The organism is Pseudomonas sp. BIGb0381 (genome assembly GCF_024809815.1).
Lineage (GTDB): Bacteria > Pseudomonadota > Gammaproteobacteria > Pseudomonadales > Pseudomonadaceae > Aquipseudomonas.
The window spans coordinates 259,894-280,112 of record NZ_JANUEN010000009.1 but is presented as its reverse complement, the minus strand read 5'-3'; the positions used below and the strand labels follow the sequence as shown (position 1 = coordinate 280,112).

General features: G+C 64.0%; 17 protein-coding genes. 9 read left to right on the top strand and 8 right to left on the bottom strand.

Annotation, left to right across the window (positions count from 1 at the left end):
- Nucleotides 1-284: 284 nt before the first annotated feature.
- Genes M2397_RS23255 through M2397_RS23245 form a run of 3 tightly spaced genes read right to left on the bottom strand, consistent with a single transcriptional unit; the run spans nucleotide 285 to nucleotide 2,700 of the window.
- Nucleotides 285-1,025 (bottom strand): PAS domain-containing protein, encoded by a 741-nt coding sequence (locus M2397_RS23255; protein WP_131698770.1) that lies wholly within the window; start codon nucleotides 1,023-1,025, stop codon nucleotides 285-287.
- On the bottom strand, nucleotides 1,026-1,685 hold the full coding sequence (locus tag M2397_RS23250; RefSeq protein ID WP_131698771.1) for a response regulator: 660 nt from the start codon (nucleotides 1,683-1,685) through the stop codon (nucleotides 1,026-1,028).
- The gene (locus M2397_RS23245) at nucleotides 1,654-2,700 is read right to left on the bottom strand and encodes an ATP-binding protein (protein ID WP_167655034.1); all 1,047 of its coding nucleotides are present in this window, start codon (nucleotides 2,698-2,700) and stop codon (nucleotides 1,654-1,656) included. The genes M2397_RS23250 and M2397_RS23245 overlap by 32 nt, the downstream gene beginning before the upstream one ends.
- Before the next feature lie 250 nt (nucleotides 2,701-2,950).
- Here M2397_RS23245 and M2397_RS23240 point away from each other — a divergent pair, with 250 nt between their 5' ends.
- From M2397_RS23240 to folD, 9 genes are all read left to right on the top strand, one after another.
- Nucleotides 2,951-3,397 (top strand): dimethylamine monooxygenase subunit DmmA family protein, encoded by a 447-nt coding sequence (locus M2397_RS23240; protein WP_145338776.1) that lies wholly within the window; start codon nucleotides 2,951-2,953, stop codon nucleotides 3,395-3,397.
- Nucleotides 3,394-4,323: a PDR/VanB family oxidoreductase gene (locus tag M2397_RS23235; RefSeq protein ID WP_145338777.1), complete on the top strand. Its 930-nt coding sequence runs from the start codon at nucleotides 3,394-3,396 to the stop codon at nucleotides 4,321-4,323. Before M2397_RS23240 ends, M2397_RS23235 begins: the two co-directional genes overlap by 4 nt.
- 11 nt (nucleotides 4,324-4,334) lie before the next feature.
- On the top strand, nucleotides 4,335-5,351 hold the full coding sequence (locus M2397_RS23230; protein ID WP_131698774.1) for a DUF3445 domain-containing protein: 1,017 nt from the start codon (nucleotides 4,335-4,337) through the stop codon (nucleotides 5,349-5,351).
- A gap of 30 nt (nucleotides 5,352-5,381) precedes the next feature.
- The gene (locus M2397_RS23225; RefSeq protein ID WP_092488268.1) at nucleotides 5,382-6,512 is read left to right on the top strand and encodes an aminomethyltransferase family protein; all 1,131 of its coding nucleotides are present in this window, start codon (nucleotides 5,382-5,384) and stop codon (nucleotides 6,510-6,512) included.
- Between the two features lie 30 nt (nucleotides 6,513-6,542).
- Nucleotides 6,543-7,409: a formyltetrahydrofolate deformylase gene (gene purU / locus M2397_RS23220; RefSeq protein ID WP_131698775.1), complete on the top strand. Its 867-nt coding sequence runs from the start codon at nucleotides 6,543-6,545 to the stop codon at nucleotides 7,407-7,409.
- Between the two features lie 20 nt (nucleotides 7,410-7,429).
- Nucleotides 7,430-8,797: an NAD(P)-binding domain-containing protein gene (locus M2397_RS23215; protein ID WP_131698776.1), complete on the top strand. Its 1,368-nt coding sequence runs from the start codon at nucleotides 7,430-7,432 to the stop codon at nucleotides 8,795-8,797.
- Nucleotides 8,798-8,799: 2 nt separating this feature from the next.
- Nucleotides 8,800-11,109: a DUF1989 domain-containing protein gene (locus M2397_RS23210; protein WP_259244502.1), complete on the top strand. Its 2,310-nt coding sequence runs from the start codon at nucleotides 8,800-8,802 to the stop codon at nucleotides 11,107-11,109.
- Nucleotides 11,110-11,183: 74 nt separating this feature from the next.
- Complete coding sequence (locus M2397_RS23205) at nucleotides 11,184-12,863, top strand: APC family permease (RefSeq protein ID WP_259244500.1); 1,680 nt, start codon at nucleotides 11,184-11,186, stop codon at nucleotides 12,861-12,863.
- A gap of 73 nt (nucleotides 12,864-12,936) precedes the next feature.
- Entirely contained in the window at nucleotides 12,937-13,872 is a 936-nt protein-coding gene (folD, locus tag M2397_RS23200; RefSeq protein WP_259244499.1) for a bifunctional methylenetetrahydrofolate dehydrogenase/methenyltetrahydrofolate cyclohydrolase FolD, read from the top strand.
- A 468-nt stretch (nucleotides 13,873-14,340) separates the two neighbouring features.
- Here folD and M2397_RS23195 read toward each other — a convergent pair whose 3' ends face one another.
- The 5 genes from M2397_RS23195 to glnT all read right to left on the bottom strand — a co-directional run bounded on the left by M2397_RS23195 (nucleotide 14,341) and on the right by glnT (nucleotide 20,163).
- Complete coding sequence (locus M2397_RS23195; RefSeq protein WP_184746043.1) at nucleotides 14,341-15,666, bottom strand: ammonium transporter; 1,326 nt, start codon at nucleotides 15,664-15,666, stop codon at nucleotides 14,341-14,343.
- 205 nt (nucleotides 15,667-15,871) lie between these two features.
- Nucleotides 15,872-17,200 carry an FMN-binding glutamate synthase family protein gene (locus M2397_RS23190; RefSeq protein WP_078732729.1) on the bottom strand — a complete coding sequence of 443 codons (1,329 nt, stop codon included), beginning with the start codon at nucleotides 17,198-17,200 and terminating at the stop codon, nucleotides 15,872-15,874.
- Nucleotides 17,201-17,214: 14 nt separating this feature from the next.
- A complete protein-coding gene (locus tag M2397_RS23185) occupies nucleotides 17,215-17,889 on the bottom strand; it encodes a protein glxC (RefSeq protein WP_027603580.1) in 675 nt (224 codons plus the stop codon).
- 11 nt (nucleotides 17,890-17,900) lie between these two features.
- A complete protein-coding gene (locus M2397_RS23180; RefSeq protein WP_259244498.1) occupies nucleotides 17,901-18,806 on the bottom strand; it encodes a glutamine amidotransferase family protein in 906 nt (301 codons plus the stop codon).
- Nucleotides 18,807-18,828: 22 nt separating this feature from the next.
- Nucleotides 18,829-20,163: a type III glutamate--ammonia ligase gene (glnT, locus tag M2397_RS23175; protein ID WP_131698782.1), complete on the bottom strand. Its 1,335-nt coding sequence runs from the start codon at nucleotides 20,161-20,163 to the stop codon at nucleotides 18,829-18,831.
- Nucleotides 20,164-20,219: the final 56 nt, after the last annotated feature.

Genomic DNA, 20,219 nt, shown 5'->3' with positions numbered 1-20,219 from the left:
GGCATGGTCAGATCCTCGCGAAATCGACCCTGCCAGTTAAAAACTGTTACCTATGTGTGTGAACTGATTTGTAACCCATGTGGGTGAGTCATACCCAAGAGCCCTTTTGGTTACTTTTGGGGCTCTTTTCCAAAGTGACCCGCTGTAAGAGCGGAACCCTAAGTGGCCGTTACCGCAGCAACGGATATGTACTCGGCCTGACATCCTGGTCGGCTGTCAGGCCGCCATCGGGGGCAAGTCGAATCGTCGCACCGCCCCTCCCACATTTGAGCTGCATTTACCCGTTAAAGCTGGCGCTCGAAAATCGCCCCCTCGATCCCCAACACCTCACGGGTATCCGCATAAATCCCCACGCCCTTCTCCCACACGTGCTTGATCGACCGGTCGGCGCAGCGAATCCGGTAATTGAGCTCGAACGGCTCCTGCCGTGACAACGCATATTGCACCTCGCGCCACACATAGTCGGCATCCTGCGCCAGGATCAGGCTGTTGTAGGTGAACTCATGGTTGTCCACCAGGCGCTCGGCGGGGTAGCCGGTCAGCTCCAGGCAGCCGGCGCTGACGAATTCCATGGTCCAGTCGCGGTTGTTGCGGCCGCGATAGATCAGGCCCGGCATGCTGTCGAGCAAGCTCATGCTGCTGCGCTGGCTGGCCTGCCAGGCGATTTCGCGGCGCTTGTGCGTGGTGACATCGCCAGCCACCAGGTAGAAACCTTGGGGGCCGCGCTTGAGGCTGATCTCGAACCAGCGCAATTCGCCGTTGGGGTGCACAAAGCGCAGGCGCTGGTTGAATGAGGTGTCGGGGCGGCGGCGCAGTTCATTCAGGGCCTGGCGCCATAGCGGGCGGTCTTCCTGATGCACGTAGTCCATCAGGTTGCGCTCCGCGCCGGGCGGGCCCATCAACTCGGCCCAGGCCAGGTTGAAATGGGCGATCTGACCGTTGTCGCGCAGTTGCAATAAGGCGGCGGGAAAGCAATCCATCAAGTCCATTGGCGGCGGCGCAAACGCTTCGGGGCTGTCCCTCATCTAGTGGCGCTCCTCGTGTTTCATCAAGGCGCCGCTGTGCACCCAGGCCGCCAGCTCCAGGCGCGAATGCAGGCCGAGCTTCTGCAACAGGCTGCGCACGTAGATTTTCACCGTGCCGTCGCTGATCCCCAGCTCCCGGCCGATCTGTTTGTTGCTCATGCCGGCGGCGATCAGCGCCAGGGTCTGGCCTTCGCGCTCGGTAAGGTTTTCGCTGCCCGCTGCCTCACACGCTTGCGTGGGCTCGGCCTGGTCGGCGAGCAAGGCAATCAGGGTCGAGTCCAGCACGATCGCGCCCTTGTGACAGTTGCGCATATACGCCAATAGCGCATCCGGCTCGGTTTCCTTGAGCACATAACCGCTGGCGCCCAGGCGCAAGGCCGTGAGCAACTCGGCGCGGTCCATGGAGGCGGTGAGCACCACCACCTGGCAATCCAGGCGCAACTGGCGCAGTTCATCCAGCACCTGTAATCCGCTGAGGCCCGGCATGTGCAAATCCAGCAGCACCTGTTGCGGCGTCAGGCTCACAGCCAGGTTGATGCCCTCGCGGCCGCTGGCCGCCTGCCCCACCACTTCGAAGTCGCCGCTGGCATCGAACAACTGCGCCAGGCCCTTGCGAAACAACGGGTGATCATCGATCAGTAATAAGGTCGTGCAGTCCATCGAGACTCCCCTGTGGCAGATCGTGGTGGCGACGCAGGCCAAGGTGCACACGCACCCCGTGCGGGCGGATCGCTTCTATGCTCAGCCGTGCGCCGATGCTGGCGGCGCGCTCGCGGATAATCGCCAGGCCGAAATGGTTGTGCTCGTCGCAGGCCGGGATCAAGCCGATGCCATCGTCTTCCACCGACACCGAGGCGTCGCCATCCTGGGTCTGGCGCAGTTCGATGCGCACGTGGCGCGCGTGGGAGTGCCGCACGGCATTGGCCAAGGCCTCGCGAATGATCTGCAGGATCTGCAATTCGGTTTCAGGGCTCAGGGCGTCGTCGGCCAGGCGGTTGTCGAGTTCGAAGACAATGATGCAGCGCCGCGAGAACTCCGCGACCGAGTCGGCCAGGGCCTGGCGCAGCGAGCGCCCGTCCATGGTCAGGCGCGCACTGGTGATCAGCTCGCGCACCTGGCGTTGCAGTTGGCTCAGGCCGGTGCACAGGTCCTGCAGTGCCGGCTCGCCCAGCTGCGACTGCAAGCCATGGGCCTGGAACGACAGGTAGCCCAACTGCTGCGCCACTGAATCATGCAGCTCACGGGCCAGGGCGCCGTGGCGGGAGGTCGCCTGTTTGCGCTGCTGCTCACGGTTATGGCTGCGCAGGCGTACGGTCACGCCTACCGCCTGCGCCGCCTCTTCCAGTAACTGGCGCCAACTGGCACCGGCGCGCCGGGGGGTGTCGAGCAGCAATGCGCCCTTTTCACCCTCGGGCAACGCGCACACCAGACGGTGCACGCCCCGTTGCCTGCACGGTCCGCAGGCTTGAGGGGCGTCCGTCACGCTCGCGTCGCGCCAGGGGCAACGCGCGACCTCCTGGCAGCCGTCGACCCACCCTCGCCGCGTCGGGCCCAGGTCTTCGCCGCCGAGGATCAGGTTAAGCCTGGCAGGCGGCAGCAGTGCGTCGAAACGGTCCAGGAAACCCGACAAGGCACCGTCAGCGTGCAGGGGTAACTCGGCCAACAACCTGCGCACGCTGCGCGCCTGTTCGCGGCGTATAGGCCCCAACCAGAGCGGCCAGCCTTTTGGTCGTGTCAGCACTCTTTGATAACTCCCCGTCCGGTTGCTCTGCATGGTCGAAAGGCCCAGCAACTTCCATGCCCCGAATGGCCGGCGCACAAGGCTTATCTCCAAAGGCATAGCCCTTTTTCCAGATTGAGAAGATTTTCCCCATAGGAAAGTATCTCTCCCAACAGGAAACAAACACACACCGTGGAGAGCCCGCATGACGCCTACCCGCAGCCGCCCCATCGTGGTGATGCAATCAGCCGCCGCCAGCGCAGCGTTCATCAGCGAACTGCACATGCCCGTGCTGTTGAACGGCGAACACCCCGACTTTGCGCGGCGCCTGCAACAGGCGCTGGCCAGCGCCACCGTGGGCTGCCGGCTCTACCTGCTGGGCGACGAAGCCTTTATCTGGCGTGTGCACGGCGAGGCCCGCGCCGCTGGCCTGGAAGACGACGAGATCGACATGACCTGCACCACGCCGGGCCTGCGCCAGGTGTATTGCGCACACTGCGGCCTGACCCAGGCGGCCGGGCCGGAGCCGCTGTTGAACTGCATCGGCTGCCACGTCGGGCTGGAGGTCCGCACGCATTTTTCCCGGCGCCTGGGGGCGTATCTCGGCGTGTGCATCAACCCCGACCAACCCTACGCGGGGTTCCAGCCATGAGCGCGGCCCTCAAGGTCCAGGTCAGCGCGGCACGCATGCTCACGCCGGTGGTGCGCGAATTCACCCTGACACCCGCCACGGGCAGCCTGCCCGGCTTTTCGCCCGGCAGCCATGTGCAGGTGCATCTGCCGCTGGCCGAAGGCACGGTGCGCAACGCCTATTCACTCACCAGCGACCCGGCGCACCCCCAGCACTACCGCATCGCCGTGCGCCTGCAAGACGCCTCGCGCGGTGGCTCGCAGTACCTGCACAGGCAGGTGCAGGTCGGCGACACCTTGCAGATTTCACCACCGGCCAATCTGTTCGCACCCCATGGCACCGCGCGCCTGCATATCCTCATCGCCGCGGGGATCGGGATCACGCCGTTCATGGCCTATATCGCCGCGATGGAACAACAGCAGGCCGACTTCGAACTGCATTACCTGTTCCGTCCGGGCCTCAGCGACGCCTATCTCGACGAGTTACAAGAGCGCCTCGGCCCGCGCCTGCACACCTACGATCGGCGCCCGGACCTAGACCGGATCCTCGGCAATCGACCGCTGGGCAGCCACGTCTACACCTGCGGTCCGCAGCCCTTGCTCGAGGCGGTTGAGCAACACGCCGCACGCCTCGGCTGGCCGCTCAAGCGTGTGCATTCGGAAGCCTTCAAGGGCGCACAACCCGGCCAGCCATTCGACCTGCACCTGCTGCGCAGTGGCCGACGCCTGCGGGTCGAGGCCGAGCAAAGCCTGCTCGAAGCCCTGGAACACGCAGGATTACAGGTGCCCAACCTGTGCCGTGGCGGGGTCTGCGGCCAGTGCATCACGCGCCACCAAGGCGGCGCCATCGAACACCGCGACAGCTTCCTCAGCCCGGCCGAGCAGGCCGACTTTCTGATGCCCTGCGTCTCGCGCGGCAGCGGCCCCTGCGTTTCGCTGGACCTATAGGAGTGAGTGCCATGCCCCTGCAAACGAGCCCCGTGCTGAGCTATCGCGACGATTTCAGCTTTCGCAACAGCCCGGCAGCGATCCGGCGTTTTCCCTTTCCCTTTATCGAGGACAGCTACCTGTACTCGGTGAACATCGAACCGGCCATCTCCCGCGACCCCGGCTCGATCTATGAGCACGCCTTCGACATCGACGAGCACTACCGCTCGGAAATGGCCGAGCGCGCCCTGGTGCTGGACAAGGACCCGCGCCGCTACCTGGTGATGCCGCACATGCAAGTGGCGGCCTGGGATGCGCTGCAGATGATCATGGAACACCTGGCCGCCGACTACCCGCAGTCGTTCAGCCTGACGCAAAACGGCGAGCGCTGGCAGTGGCGCAACCACCTCCTGGACATCGACCAGCACTTCATCTTCGGCGATGCCACCAGCCTGCCCTGCGCGCCGCTGGAGTACATCGGCCGTCAGGTACAGGGGGATTTCGCCCTGCTCGACCAGCGCGACGGCGACCTGTACATGGACGCCGGCCTGGTCACCAGCCCGGCCGACTGGTCGCTGGCGTTCGACGCCGGCATGAGTTTCAAGCAATGGCACGCACCGGTGCCCATGGCCCATCAGATGGGCGTGTTCGAACGGGCGCTGAAGTACCTGCTCAACCTGCAGGTCGACCAGCCGGTACGGCGCTTGAACTGGACCCTGACCATCAACCCGCGACTGGATTCGTCGCCGGAAACCTTCCATGAATGGGGCGCCGATCGCGGCCAGATCACCGCGCAGAACGTCGGGCAACAGGTGCACCTGCGGGTCGAGCTGCAAGTGATGGCGCGCCTGCCGCGCAGCCACGCGGTGATGTTCAGCATCCGCACCTACCTGATCAGCCTGGACGAGCTGGTCACGCAACCCGGCTGGGGCTGTCGCCTGCACCGCGTGCTGCGCGACCTGCCCGACCCCATCGCCGACTACAAGGGCATGACCCGCTACCGCCACACGCTGGTCGAGTGGCTGAGCCAGTTCGACCCACAGGCCTGACGCCCCTTCTTCTACGACAAGGAACCTCACATGACCCACTCATGGCGTATTTCTGCATTGGCCGAACGGCACCGCGCCCTCGGCTCCCACCTCGAAGACTGGAATGGCATGGGCACTGCCTGGACCTACAGCAGTGACCTCGCCGACCACCACCAGGCGATCCGCACCCGCGCCGGCCTGATGGACGTGTCCGGCCTGAAAAAAGTCCATTACGTGGGCCCCCACGCCGAGAGCCTGTTGCAGTGGGCCACCACCCGCGACATCGCCAAGCTCTACCCCGGCAAATCGGTGTATGCCTCGATGCTCGATGAGGACGGCAAGTTCGTCGATGACTGCATCGTCTACCGCACCGGCCCCAACGCGTTCATGGTGGTGCATGGCGCCGGCACCGGGCATGAAATGCTCGTGCGCTCGGCCCAGGGCCGGCAAGTGGCGGTGCTGTTCGATGACGACCTGCACGACCTGTCGCTGCAAGGCCCGCTGGCGGTGGATTTCCTCGCCGAACACGTGCCCGGCATCCGCCAGCTGGCGTACTTCCACCACCTGCAAACCCGCCTGTTCGACCGCCCGGTGATGATCTCGCGCACCGGCTACACCGGCGAACGTGGCTATGAGATTTTCTGCAAGGCCGCCGATGCGCCGTTCCTGTGGGACAGCATCCTCGAACAAGGCGCGAGCCTGGGGATCATCCCCTGCGCCTTCACCGCCCTGGACTGGTTGCGGGTGGAAAGCTCGCTGATGTTTTTCCCCTACGACAACTCGCAGATGTACCCCTTCGCCGACCAGAAGGCCGGCGACACCCTCTGGGAAATGGGCCTGGATTTCACTGTTTCACCTGGCAAGAACGCCTTCCGTGGCGCCGAAGAACACCTGCGCCTGCGCGGCCAGGAGCGCTTCAAGATCACCGGCGTGCTGCTTGAGGGCGTCCGCGCCGCCGAGGCCGGCGACACCGTGTGGCAGGGCAACCAGCAAGTCGGCGTGATCACCTGCGGCATGTATTCGCGCCTGAGCAAACGCTCGATGGCCATCGCGCGCATGAGCGTCGCCTGTTCCGAACCCGGTATTGCCTTGCAGGTTCGCGGCAGCCTTGAGGCCAGCGCCAGCACCCACGCCCTGCCCTTCGACGACCCGCAAAAAACCAAGCGCACGGCCAAGGGCTGAACCTTCCTTCACTGAATTCAGGAGCCTTCGATGGACGCCTCCAGCGAACATTACATCCTCAAGATCACCTGCCCGGCGGCGTCCGGGATTGTCGCCGCGATCAGCGTGTGCCTGGCCCAACAGCAGTGCTACATCAGCGAGCTGGCACAGTTCGACGATGAGTTCACCGGGCAGTTTTTCATGCGCGCGGTGTTCCGTTTCAACACCGGCGTGAGCGGCGACATCGACGCCCTGCGCAAAGGCCTCGGCGACCTTGCCGGTGGCTTCGACATGCACTGGCAGTTGTTCAGCTCACGCCAACCGACCCGCGTGCTGCTGATGGTCAGCAAGTTCGACCACTGCCTCACCGACCTGCTCTACCGCCACCGCAAGGGCGAGATGGACATGCACATCACTGCCGTGGTCTCCAATCACCTGGACCTGCGGGCGATGGCCGAACGCGAAGGCATCCGCTTCATCTACCTGCCGATCACCAAGGACACCAAGGCCGGCCAGGAAGCCGAGCTGATGCGCATCGTCGAAGACACCCAGACCGATCTGGTGGTGCTCGCGCGCTACATGCAGATCCTGTCCGACGGGTTGTGCCAGCAACTGTCGGGCCGGGCGATCAATATCCACCACTCGTTCCTGCCCGGTTTCAAGGGCGCCAAGCCCTACCACCAGGCCTATGACCGTGGCGTCAAGCTGATCGGCGCCACCGCCCACTACGTCACCAGCGACCTGGATGAAGGCCCGATCATCGAGCAGGAAATCCAGCGCGTCGACCATACCCACCTGCCCGATTCGCTGGTCGCCATCGGCCGTGACACCGAAACCGTGGCCCTTTCCAAAGCCCTGAAATACCACCTGGAACACCGGGTGTTCATCAACCAGGACAAGACAGTGATCTTTCGCTGAAACCTTCAGGAGGCACGCTCATGACCCTACGTGTAGCAATCATCGGTGCCGGCCCATGCGGCCTGGCGCAACTTCGCGCGTTCCAGTCGGCCCGCGACAAAGGCGCCGCCATCCCTGAGCTGGTGTGCTTTGAAAAACAGCAGGACTGGGGCGGCATGTGGAACTACACCTGGCGCACCGGCCTCGACGAGAACGGCGAGCCGGTGCACGGCAGCATGTACCGCTACCTGTGGTCCAACGGTCCCAAGGAATGCCTGGAGTTCGCCGACTACACCTTCGAAGAGCATTTCGGCCGGCCCATCGCCTCCTACCCGCCGCGCGAAGTGCTGTGGGACTACATCAAGGGCCGCGTGGAAAAGGCCGGCGTGCGCGACTACATCCGCTTCAACAATGTGGTGCGCCAAGTCACCTTCGACGAACAGAGCCAGCGCTTCACCCTCTACGCCCACGACTACACCAGCGACACCTTGACCTGCGAGGAATTCGACTACGTGATCAACGCCTGCGGCCACTTTTCCACGCCCAAGGTGCCGTACTTCGAAGGCTTCGAACAGTTCGCCGGGCGTATCCTGCATGCCCACGATTTTCGCGAGGCGCTGGAGTTCAAGGACAAGGACCTGCTGATCGTCGGCAGCAGCTATTCGGCCGAGGACATCGGCTCGCAATGCTACAAATACGGCGCGCGCAGCATCACCAGTTGCTACCGCAGCGCGCCCATGGGCTATGCCTGGCCGGATAACTGGGAAGAAAAACCGCTGCTCCAGCGCCTGGAAAACAACCGCGCGTACTTTATCGATGGCAGCAGCAAGCACATCGACGCGGTGATCCTGTGCACCGGCTACAAGCACCACTTCCCGTTCCTGCCCGATGAACTGAGCCTCAAGACCGACAACCGCCTGTGGCCGATGAACCTCTACAAGGGCGTGTTCTGGGAACCCAACCCACGCCTGATCTACCTCGGCATGCAGGACCAGTGGTACTCCTTCAACATGTTCGACGCCCAGGCCTGGTATGCCCGCGATGTGATCCTCGGGCGCATTCAACTGCCCGGCCACGCCGACATGGTCGCCGACAGCCAGGCGTGGCACGCACGGGAACAGACCCTGGAAACCAACCAGCAGATGTTCGAGTACCAGGGCGCCTATATCCAGCAACTGGTGGACGCCACCGACTACCCGAATTTCGACATCGCCGCCGTCAACGAAACCTTTCTGCACTGGAAGCACGACAAGGCGGAAAACATCATGGGCTATCGCGACAAGTCCTATCGCTCGCTGATGACCGGCACTCAGTCACCGCCGCACCACACGCCGTGGTTGCAGGCCCTGGATGACTCGATGGCAGCTTACCTGGGCGAGCCCGCGACACCCATCAAGTCGGTCGGCTGATGATGAATGCACCGCGTGTTTCCCATCCCCGTGAACCCGGGCTGTTTGCCCGCGCGCCGAACCTGGAACGCTACCGCGTGGCCGTCGGCGGCGTGACCCTGGTCGACTTGCAGCCTGGCGACGGCCTGCACGTGATCGACGTCGAAGGCCGGCAAACCTGCGCACTGCTGGCCCTCGACGCCGGCGGCCGCAGCGCCCTGGCGAGCTGGGGTCTGAGCGGGTCAACGGCGTGCAGCGTGCCTGGACGTATCGGCCAGGCACTCCTGCGGCGCGGCATCGACGCACAGGCATTGCCGCTGGCTGCCTCGCTGTGGGACGCCGACAGCCCGCCCGGCCACAGCCGACAGTTTGTCGCCGAGGACGCGCTGCTGGTAATCGTCGCCGCCCCCGCCGAGGCCACCGCCGTCGACCGGCAATACCGGCCCAGCGAGCTGCGCCTGCTGGTGACGCGGGCCAACCCCTCGCCGCTGCTGGTACCGGCCCTGCCCGAACCGTTGGGCGATGTACTCGACGAATTCACCCTGCGCGCGGGCACGGCCCACAGCTACACCGTCGCCAGAGGGCAGTACATCCAGGTGCTGGACGTCGCAGGCCGCCAGTGTTCGGACTTCGTCGCCCTCGACCGGCGAGCCCTGGATCGCGGCGTCGAGCTGGACCTGGACCAGACCGTCACGCGCACCCTGAACGGCAGCGCCTACCCGGCACCGGGGCTGTTCTCGAAGTTTTTCGACCGCCATATGCAACCGATGCTGGAGGTGGTGCAAGACACCGTCGGGCGCCACGATTCATTCGCCCTGGCCTGCGCGGCGCGCTACTACGAAACCCATGGCTATTTCGGGCACGACAACTGCAGCGACAACCTCAGCCGCGTCCTCGCCCCCCATGGCGTGCAGGCGCGCAACGGCTGGCCGGCGATCAATTTCTTCTTCAACACCGGTATCGATGCGCACCAGCAGATGACCCTGGATGAACCCTGGTCACGGCCCGGCGATTACGTGCTGCTGCGGGCCATGACCGACCTGCTGTGTGGCAGTACCTCGTGCCCGGATGACATTGACCCGGCCAATGGCTGGAACCCGACCGACATCCATGTCCGCATCTACAGCGAGAAGGAGCGTTTTTCCATCGCCATGAGCACTCGAACCACGGCGGATGCCGACCCGATCCTCACCCGTGAGTCCGCGTTTCACTCACGTACCCGCGCCCTCACCGGCAGCTTCACCGACTACCGCAACTGGTGGCTGCCGCTGCGCTACGACGGTTACGGCGTCACCGAGGAATACCTCGGTTGCCGCGAACGGGTGGCGGTGATGGACCTGACCGCCCTGCGCAAATTCGAAATCATCGGCCCCGACGCCGAAGCCCTGTTGCAGTACTGCCTGACCCGCGACGTACGGCGCCTCGCGGTGGGCCAGGTGGTGTATTCGGCGATGTGCCACGCCCACGGCGGCATGCTCGACGACGGCACCCTGCTGCGCCTGGGCCCGGACAACTTCCGCTGGATCTGCGGCGAAGACTACGCCGGCGTGTGGTTGCGCGAACAGGCACAGAAACTGGGCATGAAGGTGTGGGTCAAGTCCGCCAGCGAACAGATTCACAACCTGGCGGTGCAGGGGCCGCTGAGCCGCGAGCTGCTCAAGCAGATGGTCTGGACTGCGCCCACGCAACCGAGTGTGGAAACCCTCGGCTGGTTTCGCTTCCTGGTCGGTCGGCTGGACGGTTTCGACGGCTGCCCGTTGATGATTTCGCGCACCGGCTACACCGGCGAACTGGGCTTTGAGGTGTGGTGCCAGCCCGAAGACGCCGAACGGGTCTGGGACCGCATCTGGCAACTCGGCCAACCCTTGGGCCTGGTGCCCCTGGGCCTGGAAGCCCTGGACCTGCTGCGCATAGAAGCCGGGCTGATTTTCGCCGGCTACGAGTTCAGCGACCAGACCGATCCGTTCGAGGCCGGTATCGGTTTCAGCGTGCCGCTCAAGAGCAAGACCGATGACTTTATCGGTCGCGACGCCCTGCTGCGGCGCAGCGCCCATCCCAGCCACAAGCTGGTCGGCCTGCACCTGAGCGGCAACGAGACCGCCCACCATGGCGACCCGGTGTACCAGGGCCGGGCCCAGGTCGGGGTGATCACCAGTGCCTGCCGCTCACCGCTGCTGGCCAGCAATATCGCGCTGTGCCGGGTCGACGTGAGCTGCGCCGAGCCCGGCACTGAACTTGAGATTGGCAAAGTCGATGGCCTGCAGAAGCGCATCAGCGCCACGGTCAGCGCAGCGATTTTCTACGACCCGGACAAAAGCCGGGTGCGTAGCTGATCGTCCCGAAACGGGTGTGCCACCCCATTTTGACTGCCCCAACCTAACCGCTATTCAGACATGGGAATACGAAGATGGAAGCGACGACGTTCGAGGCTGTACCGCAGGCTACCGGCTCGGTGGGCAGCCTGCACCGCAAGATCGATTGGCGCGGGGCATTCTGGGTCGCCAGTGGTGTGCCCGCGCTGGTGTTGTTCTCCATCGGTGCGATTGCCGCCACGGTGGGCAAACCGGCGTGGATCGTGTGGATCGTGTCGATCCTGTTCGGGTTTATCCAGGCCTTCACCTACGCCGAGATCGCCGGGCTGTTCCCGCACAAATCCGGCGGCGCCTCGGTGTACGGCGCGGTGGCCTGGGTGCGCTACAGCAAGCTGATCGCACCGGTGTCGGTGTGGTGCAACTGGCTGGCCTGGTCGCCGGTGCTGTCCATCGGTTCGGGGCTGGCGGCGGGGTATATCCTCACGGCGCTGTTTCCCGCCGATGCGCTGATCAACACCTGGCAACTGACCCTGCTGGACCTGGGCTGGGTGAAAAGCGGTCTGTCGTTGCGCATCAACGCGACGTTCGCCATAGGTTTGTTGATTTTGCTCACGGTGTTTGCCGTGCAGCACGGCGGCATCCTGCGGTCGGCGCGCCTGACCCTGGTGCTCGGCGTCACCTCGTTGATTCCGCTGCTGCTGGTGGGCGTGGTGCCGTTGTTCACCGGGGATGCGACCCAGGCCAACTTCCTGCCGCTGTACCCCCTGGCCCATGACGCGGCCGGGCAAGTCATCGATGGACCGTGGGATATATCCGGCTGGTCACTGATGGCCGGTGGGCTGTTCATGGCGGCGTGGTCCACCTACGGCTTTGAAACGGCGGTGTGCTACACCCGTGAGTTCAAGGACCCCAAGCGCGACACCTTCAAGGCGATCTTCTACGCCGGCCTGCTGTGCATCCTGGTGTTCACCCTGGTGCCGCTGGCATTTCAAGGCAGCCTCGGGCTGGGCCAACTGGTGACGCCGGCGGTGCTCGACGCCAGTGGCGCAACCGTGACGCCCGCGGTGTACAGCGGCCTGCTCTCGCCGGCGATCTACAGCGGCATGGGCGTTGGCCAGGTGCTGGCCGACAGCATCGGCGGCGGCAAAGTGGTGGCCAATATCGTATTGATCATGCTGGTGCTGGCGACGTTGCTGGCGATCATGACCTCGATGTCCGGTTCGTCGCGCACCCTGTATCAGGCTTCGGTGGATGGCTGGCTGCCCAAGTACCTGGGGCGCACCAACGAACATGGCGCGCCGACGGCGGCGATGTGGACCGACCTGTCGTTCAACCTGCTGCTGTTGCTGATGTCGGACTACGTGTTCGTGCTTGCGGCGTCCAACGTCAGCTACATCATCTTCAACTTCCTCAACCTCAATGCCGGCTGGATCCACCGCCTGGACCGCCCCGACTGGGTGCGCCCGTACAAAGCCCCCACCGTGCTGCTGGCGGCCGGCGGCGTGCTGAGTTTCGTCAACCTGGCCTGCATGGGCCTGGGCGCGGACATCTGGGGCGCAGGCACTCTGGTCACCGGCTTGCTGTTGGCGCTGCTGATCCTGCCGGTGTTCTGCTACCGCCACTATGTTCAGGACAAGGGCCGCTTCCCCGCCGCCATGCTCACTGACCTGTATATCCAGGCCGATGACGGCCAACGCCGCGCCGGCTGGCTGCCCTATGCCACGCTGGTCGCCGGTGTGCTGGTGGTGTATGCCTGCCATCAACTGGTAGCCTGAGCCTTCTGGCCTGCCTATGGCTGAGGGATTCCTATCCCTCAGCGCCTTATTTCCCCAGACAACGGTGACGCTTTTGACCAGCTCTCTCCCCACGCTTGCCCGCGATATCGACGGCAAGGCCATCTCTGCCCAGGTGCTCGACGAGGTTCGCGAAGAGGTCCTGCTGCTTGCCTCGCAGCAAATCTACCCGGCCCTGGCGGTATTGCTGGTGGGCGATGACCCGGCCAGCCACGTCTACGTGCGCAATAAACTGCTGCGGGCCAAGGAAGTCGGGATTCGCTCCCTGGAATACCGGCTGCCGGAGGATGCCAGCCAGACGCAAGTGCTCGACCTGCTTGCCCAGTTGAATGCCGATGCGACGGTCAACGGCATCCTGGTGCAGTTGCCGCTGCCGGCGCATATCGACGAAGCGGCGGTGATCCATGCGATCGACCCGATCAAGGATGTCGATGGCTTCCACCGCGAAAACGTCGGTGGCCTGGTGCAAGGCATCGAAGTGCTCACGCCGTGCACGCCCAGTGGCTGCATGCGCCTACTGCACGAAACCTGCGGCAACTTGAGCGGCTTGCACGCGGTGGTGATCGGACGTTCGAACATTGTCGGCAAACCCATGGCAACCCTGCTGCTGCAGGCCAACTGCTCGGTCAGCGTGGTGCACTCGCGCAGCATCGATGCACCGGCGCTGTGCCGTTTGGCCGACATCGTCGTCGCCGCCGTAGGCCGGCCGCAGTTGATCGATGCCAGTTGGCTCAAGCCCGGCGCAGTGGTGATTGATGTGGGGATCAACCGCATCACCACCGAGACCGGCACGCGGTTGGTGGGGGATGTGGATTACGCCAGCGCACGCACCATTGCCAGCGCAATCACGCCAGTGCCCGGCGGTGTGGGACCGATGACGATTGCCTACCTGCTGAAGAACACCCTGGTGGCGAGCCAGCTGCAACGCAGCAAGGCAAATGCGGAAGGGGACTTGCCCCCGATGGCCGTAGCTCAGCTACAACCAAGCTGACTGACAGACCGCTGTAGGCGAGGTATCCACAACGGTAACCACGATGCGAAGCGAGCCGCTCTTGATCTTGCTGTAGATCTTGATCTTGATCTCAGGCGCCCCGTTAACCACGCTGGCCGTAATCCGATAGTGATTTGGGGGGTAAACCGGCAGGGATGCCGGTTTAGCCGCCCCGCGCCATGGATGGCGCGTGGCGGCGGCCCCCCGAATCACTGTCGGATTACGGGCACACCGAGCCTGGGCGAGGTGCCGAGTGGTGGGGCAAGAGCCCTTTTGGTTACTTTTGGGGCTCTTTTCCAAAAGTGACCCGCTGTAAGAGCGGAACCCTAAGTGGCCGTTACCGCAGCAACGGATATGTACTCATTCCAACTCCAACAAATGGTCGGCCCAAAGGCCGACATCGGGAGCAAGTCGAATCGTCGCACCGCCCCTCCCACATTTTGAGCTGCGTTTACTCAGGGGGAATGATCAGTGGTTGTAGGCCCGCTCATTATGCTCGGCCAGGTCCAACCCCATCTCCTCCACCGACTCATGGGCACGCAAGCCAACCAGGGCATTGACCACCTTGAGGATGACCCAACTGATCACAAAGCAGTACACCGTAGTCAGCAGCACCCCCTTAAGCTGGGCAACAACCTGAGCGCCCATGGTCACACCTTCCACCAGGCCACCCATGGACGGTACACAGAACACACCGGTCAACACCGCGCCGATCATCCCACCAATGCCGTGCAGGCCGAACACGTCGAGGCTGTCGTCGTAGCCGAAGCGGCGCTTCAACACCGTCACGCTCAAATAACAGAACACCCCGCACAGCAAGCCGATGGCCAACGCACCGCCGACGCCCACGTAGGCACACGCCGGGGTGATCCCCACCAGACCGGCCAACGCGCCGCTGGCCAGGCCGAGGGCACTGGGCTTGCCGACCTTGAACCACTCGGTGAACATCCAGCCCAGAATCCCGGCGCAGGCGCCCAACTGAGTGTTGAGCATGACGATGCCCGAGGTGCCGCTGAGGCCGCCACCGGAGCCGATATTGAAGCCGAACCAGCCGACCCAGAGCATCGCCGCGCCGGCCATGGTCAGGCTGAGGTTATGCGCCGGCATCGGCGTGTTCTGGTAGCCCTTGCGCTTGCCGAGGATCAGGCACGCAGCGAGCGCAGCCACACCGGCATTGATGTGCACGGCGGTGCCGCCGGCAAAATCGAGCACGCCCCAGTTATGCATCAAGGCCCCCGAACCGCCCCAGACCATATGCGCCACCGGGGCATAGACCAGGGTGAACCAGAGGGCCATGAACAGCAGCGCCGCCGAGAATTTCATGCGTTCGGCAAAGGCGCCGGCGATCAGCGCCGGGGTGATGATGGCGAAGGTCATCTGGAAGGTCACGAACACCCCTTCCGGAATATCCCCCACCAGGCTTTCCGGGGTCATGCCCGCCAGAAAGGCGCGGCTCAGGCCGCCGACAAAACTGTTGAAGGTCACCTGCCCTTCGACCATGCCGGTGGTGTCGACCACCATGCTGTAGCCGTAGATCACCCACAGCACGCCCACCAACCCGGCAATGCCGAAGCACTGGGTGAACAACGAGAGCATATTTTTCGCACGGACCAGGCCACCGTAGAACAACGCGAGCCCCGGCAAGCACATGAACAGCACCAGCACGGCGGCGGTGACCATCCAGGCGGTGCTGCCGGTGTTCAAGGTGGGGGCGTCGGCGGCCTGGGCCAAGGGTGCAAAGGCACTGGCCACCAATAAACCGGAGAGGGATTTGCCGAGAAGACGATTGACCATGTTCAAAGCTCCTGCAAAAGAAATGGGAAGTGTCGGGCAGCGAGCAGTTGTTGTTTGGAGAGCCTCTAGGCGGGCTCCTTGATTTGCCTATCTATTGTGGCGAGGGAGCTTGCTCCCGCTGGGGTGCGAAGCAGCCCTAAAAAGCCGGCTCCATCTGCGCTGTCGAACGGGAGCAAGCTCCCTCGCCACAGGTTCTTCTCCCGCCTCAGTAACCGCTACCCGAACCCGGCACCCAACTGGTCCCCGCCAGCGGCACCCGCGCCATGGCGGCCGATTCCACTGTCAGCGCCACCAGGTCCTCGGGGTCGAGGTTGTGCAGGTGCGATTTGCCGCACGCACGGGCCATGGTCTGCGCCTCCAGCACCATCACCCGCAGGTAGTTGGCCAACCGCCGCCCGCCTTCCACCGGGTCGAGGCGCTTGGACAGCTCCGGGTCTTGCGTGGTGATGCCGGCCGGGTCGCGGCCGTTCTGCCAGTCGTCGTAGAAGCCGGCGGCCGAGCCGATCTTTTTCAGTTCCGCGTCCAGCCGTGGGTGGTTATCGCCCAGGGCAATCAGCGCCGCCGTGCCGATAGCGACCGCATCCGCGCCCATCGCCATGGCCTTGGCCACATCGGCACCGTTGCGAATCCCGCCCGACACGATCAACTGGACCTTGCGGTGCATGCCCATCTCTTGCAAAGCCTGTACCGCTTGCGGGATGGCCGACAAAATCGGGATGCCCACATGCTCGATAAACACTTCCTGGGTCGCGGCAGTCCCGCCTTGCATGCCGTCGAGCACGATCACATCGGCACCGGCCTTGACCGCCAGCTTCACGTCGTAATACGGCCGGCTCGCGCCGATTTTCACGTAGATCGGTTTTTCCCAATCGGTGATTTCGCGCAGCTCGGCAATCTTGATCGCCAGGTCATCCGGGCCGGTCCAGTCCGGGTGGCGACAGGCGCTGCGCTGGTCCACGCCGATCGGCAAGGTGCGCATGCCGGCCACACGCTCGGTGACTTTCATGCCGAGCAACATGCCGCCACCCCCGGGCTTGGCGCCCTGGCCGAGGACGATCTCGATGGCATCGGCCTTGCGCAAGTCATCCGGGTTCATGCCGTAGCGTGATGGCAGGTACTGATACACCAGGTGCTGGGACTGGCCGCGCTCTTCCGGGGTCATGCCGCCGTCACCGGTGGTGGTGCTGGTGCCGGCGATGGTCGCGCCACGGCCCAGGGCCTCCTTGGCGTTGGCCGACAACGCACCGAAACTCATGCCGGCGATGGTCACCGGGATCTTCAGGTGGATCGGCTTCTTGGCGAAACGGTTGCCGAGGATCACATCGGTGCCGCACTTCTCGCGATAGCCTTCCAGCGGGTAGCGCGACACGCTGGCGCCGAGCAGCAGCAAGTCATCGAAGTGCGGCAGCTTGCGCTTGGTGCCGCCACCGCGAATGTCGTAGATGCCGGTTTCGGCGGCACGCTGGATTTCCTGGATGGTCAGGCGGTCGAAGGTGGCCGACTCGCGCAGGACCGGAGGGGTTTGTTCAGTCATGGTGGAGCTCCTGATCAGTACGCGGAGGCGTTATCGACTTTGAAGTTGTAGAGTTGACGGGCCGAGCCGTAGCGCTTGAAATCCGCCGCCTGGTGGGCGAAACCGGCGCGGTCGAGCAGCTCCTGCAACTCTTGCAGGTGCTCGCTGCGCATCTCTTTTTCGACGCAGTCCGAGCCCAGGGACTCCACCGTGCCTTTCACGTAGATGTGGGTTTCATAGAGCGAATCGCCCAGCGCATCGCCGGCGTCGCCGCACACCACCAGGCGCCCGGCCTGGCCCATGAAGCAGCTCATATGGCCGATGCTGCCGCCGACGACGATGTCGATGCCCTTCATGGAGATCCCGCAACGCGCGCCCGCATCGCCCTCGATCACCAGCAAACCGCCATGGGCCGTGGCCCCGGCCGCCTGGGACGCGCTGCCTTTGACGCGCACCGAACCGGACATCATGTTCTCGGCGCAGCCCACGCCGACATTGCCGTGCACGGTGATCGACGCCTGCTGGTTCATGCCTGCGCAATAATAACCGGCGTGGCCCTCGATATCGATGGACACGGCCTGGTTCACCCCCACCGCAAGGTTGTGCTTGCCGTTGGAATGGGTCACGCGCCACTCGTTGTCGATGGCCTGGGCGTGCAGCGCCTGGTTGAGGTCACGCACGGTGGCGGTGGAAAGATCGATGGTTTTCATGTGTGCGCTCCTTAAGCTGACTGGCGTTCCCAGATGTACAACGTGGCCGGTGCCGGTTCCCAGATCCGCGCGTTCTCGATGCCCGGCAGGCTCGACAGCGCCTGGTACTCGGAGGCCATGGCGACGTAGTCGTCGGTCTCGGCGAGGATCGCCGGCTTGCACGCAATCGGGTCGCGGATCACCGCAAAACCGTTGCGCGTGCCGATGGCGAAGGTGAAGAAACCGTCGAGGTCTTCCAGGGAATGGTCCAGCGCCTCTTTGAGCGAGTCGCCCTGTTGCAGGCGCCAGGTCAGGTAGCCGGCGGCGACTTCGGTGTCGTTGTCGGTTTCGAAGTGGATGCCTTCGCGCTTGAGTTCCTGGCGCAGGCGGAAGTGGTTGGACAGCGAGCCGTTGTGTACCAGGCACAGGTCGGCGCCGGTGGAAAACGGGTGGCTGCCCTCCATGGTCACCGCGCTTTCCGTGGCCATGCGGGTGTGGCCGATGATGTGGCTGCCCTGCATGTTTGCCAGGCCGAAGCGCTGGGAAATCTCCTGGGGCAGGCCCATGCCCTTGAGGATCTCGATGCTCTGCCCGGCGCTCATGATGCGCACGCTCGGCGCCAGTTCGGCCAGGGCCAGGCGCACCGGGGTTTCGTCGGCGTGGATCTTCAATACGGCGGCGCTGGCGTTCTGGAACCAGTCCAGGGAACAGCCGAGGCGCCCTTCCAGCTCGCCCATCAAGCCTTTCCAATCGAAGGCTTCGGTGGTGGCTTGCAGGGTCAGCTTGACCCAGCCATCGGCGACTTCATCGCCGTAGATGGCGAAACCGGCGCTGTCCGGGCCACGGTCGGTCATGGCTTGCAGCATGGGTTCAAACAGCTTGCCGAGCTGGGGTTCCAGCTGCGGATTCTTCAGGTACAGGCCTACGATTCCACACATAATAAGTCTCCGTCACACGGTGTCAGAAAAATTCGGTATAGCGCTGGATTTCCCAGTCGCTCACATGGCGGCTGTACTCCACCCACTCCATGCGCTTGAGCTTGATGAACTCGCCCACGATCTGCGGGCCGAGCACTTCGGCGAACAGCGCGTCGGCTTCCAGCGCGTCGCAGGCTTCCTTGAGGGATTGCGGCAGGGTCTTGATGCCGCGCTCGGCGATCTGCTCGAGGCTCAGGCTGTAGAGGTTTTCGTTGCAGACGTGGTCGATTTCCAGCTGGCGATCAATACCGTCCAGGCCCGCGGCGATGATCGCGGCGCTGACCAGATAGGGATTGCAGCCGGCATCCGGCAGGCGGAACTCCAGGCGGCCATACGGCACGCGCACCATGGCCGAGCGGTTGTTGGCGCCAAACGCAATAAAGGCCGGGGCCCAGGTGGCGCCGGACAACGAGTTGCCGACCACCAGGCGCTTGTAGGAGTTGACCGTAGGCGCGGCGAACGCACACAGCGCCGGGCCATGGGCGAGCAAGCCGGCGGCGAAGTGATAGGCGAGTTTCGACAGGCCCATGCCGCTCGGGTCGCTGGCGTCATGGAACAGGTTTTTGTTCTCGGCGCTGCTGATCGACAGGTGAAAGTGCATGCCATTACCGGCGCGTTTCGGGTCGGGCTTGGGCATGAAGGAGCAGATCATGCCCAGGTCATTGGCGATCTCGCCGGCGGCCATGCGGAAGAAGGTGAAACGGTCGGCGGAGGTCAAGGCGTCGCTGTAGGTGTAATTGATCTCGAACTGGCCGTTGGCGTCTTCATGGTCGATTTGATAGACCTCGAAATCCACCGCCTGCAAGGCTTCGGTCAGGCGCTCGAGAAACACCCGCGAACGCGACAGGCCCTTGTAGTCGTAGCAAGGCTTGTCGAGGTTGTCGCTGGGGTCTACCAATTGCAACTTGCCCTGCTCGTCGCGGCGCATCAGGTTGAACTCGGGCTCCAGGCCGGTGTTAAGCGTCCAGCCCTTGTCCTGCAGGCGCTGCACTTGTTGCTGCAACACGTAGCGGCTGTCGTAGGGATGAGGCTTGCCGTCGACATGCCCGACGCACACCACGCGCCCATAACCTGGCTGCCAGGGTACCGGGGTCAAGGTCGACAGATCGCCACGCGCCATGAAGTCCGGGCCGTGGGGCTCCATACCCATGCCACTGATGGCAAACCCGGCAAACCCCGCGCCCTCTTCGGCCACGGTCTTGAGCCCGCAGATGGGCACCGACTTGGTCTTGGCCGCACCGTGTATATCCACAAACTGCGCAAGCACGTACTTGATCCCGTGCTTGTCGATGAGGCGCTGGGTTTCTGCTGGCAACATTGCGTGTCACTCCTCGCGAAAGGCAAAACCGTGTGGGTGGGCCTAGGCTGTCTTTT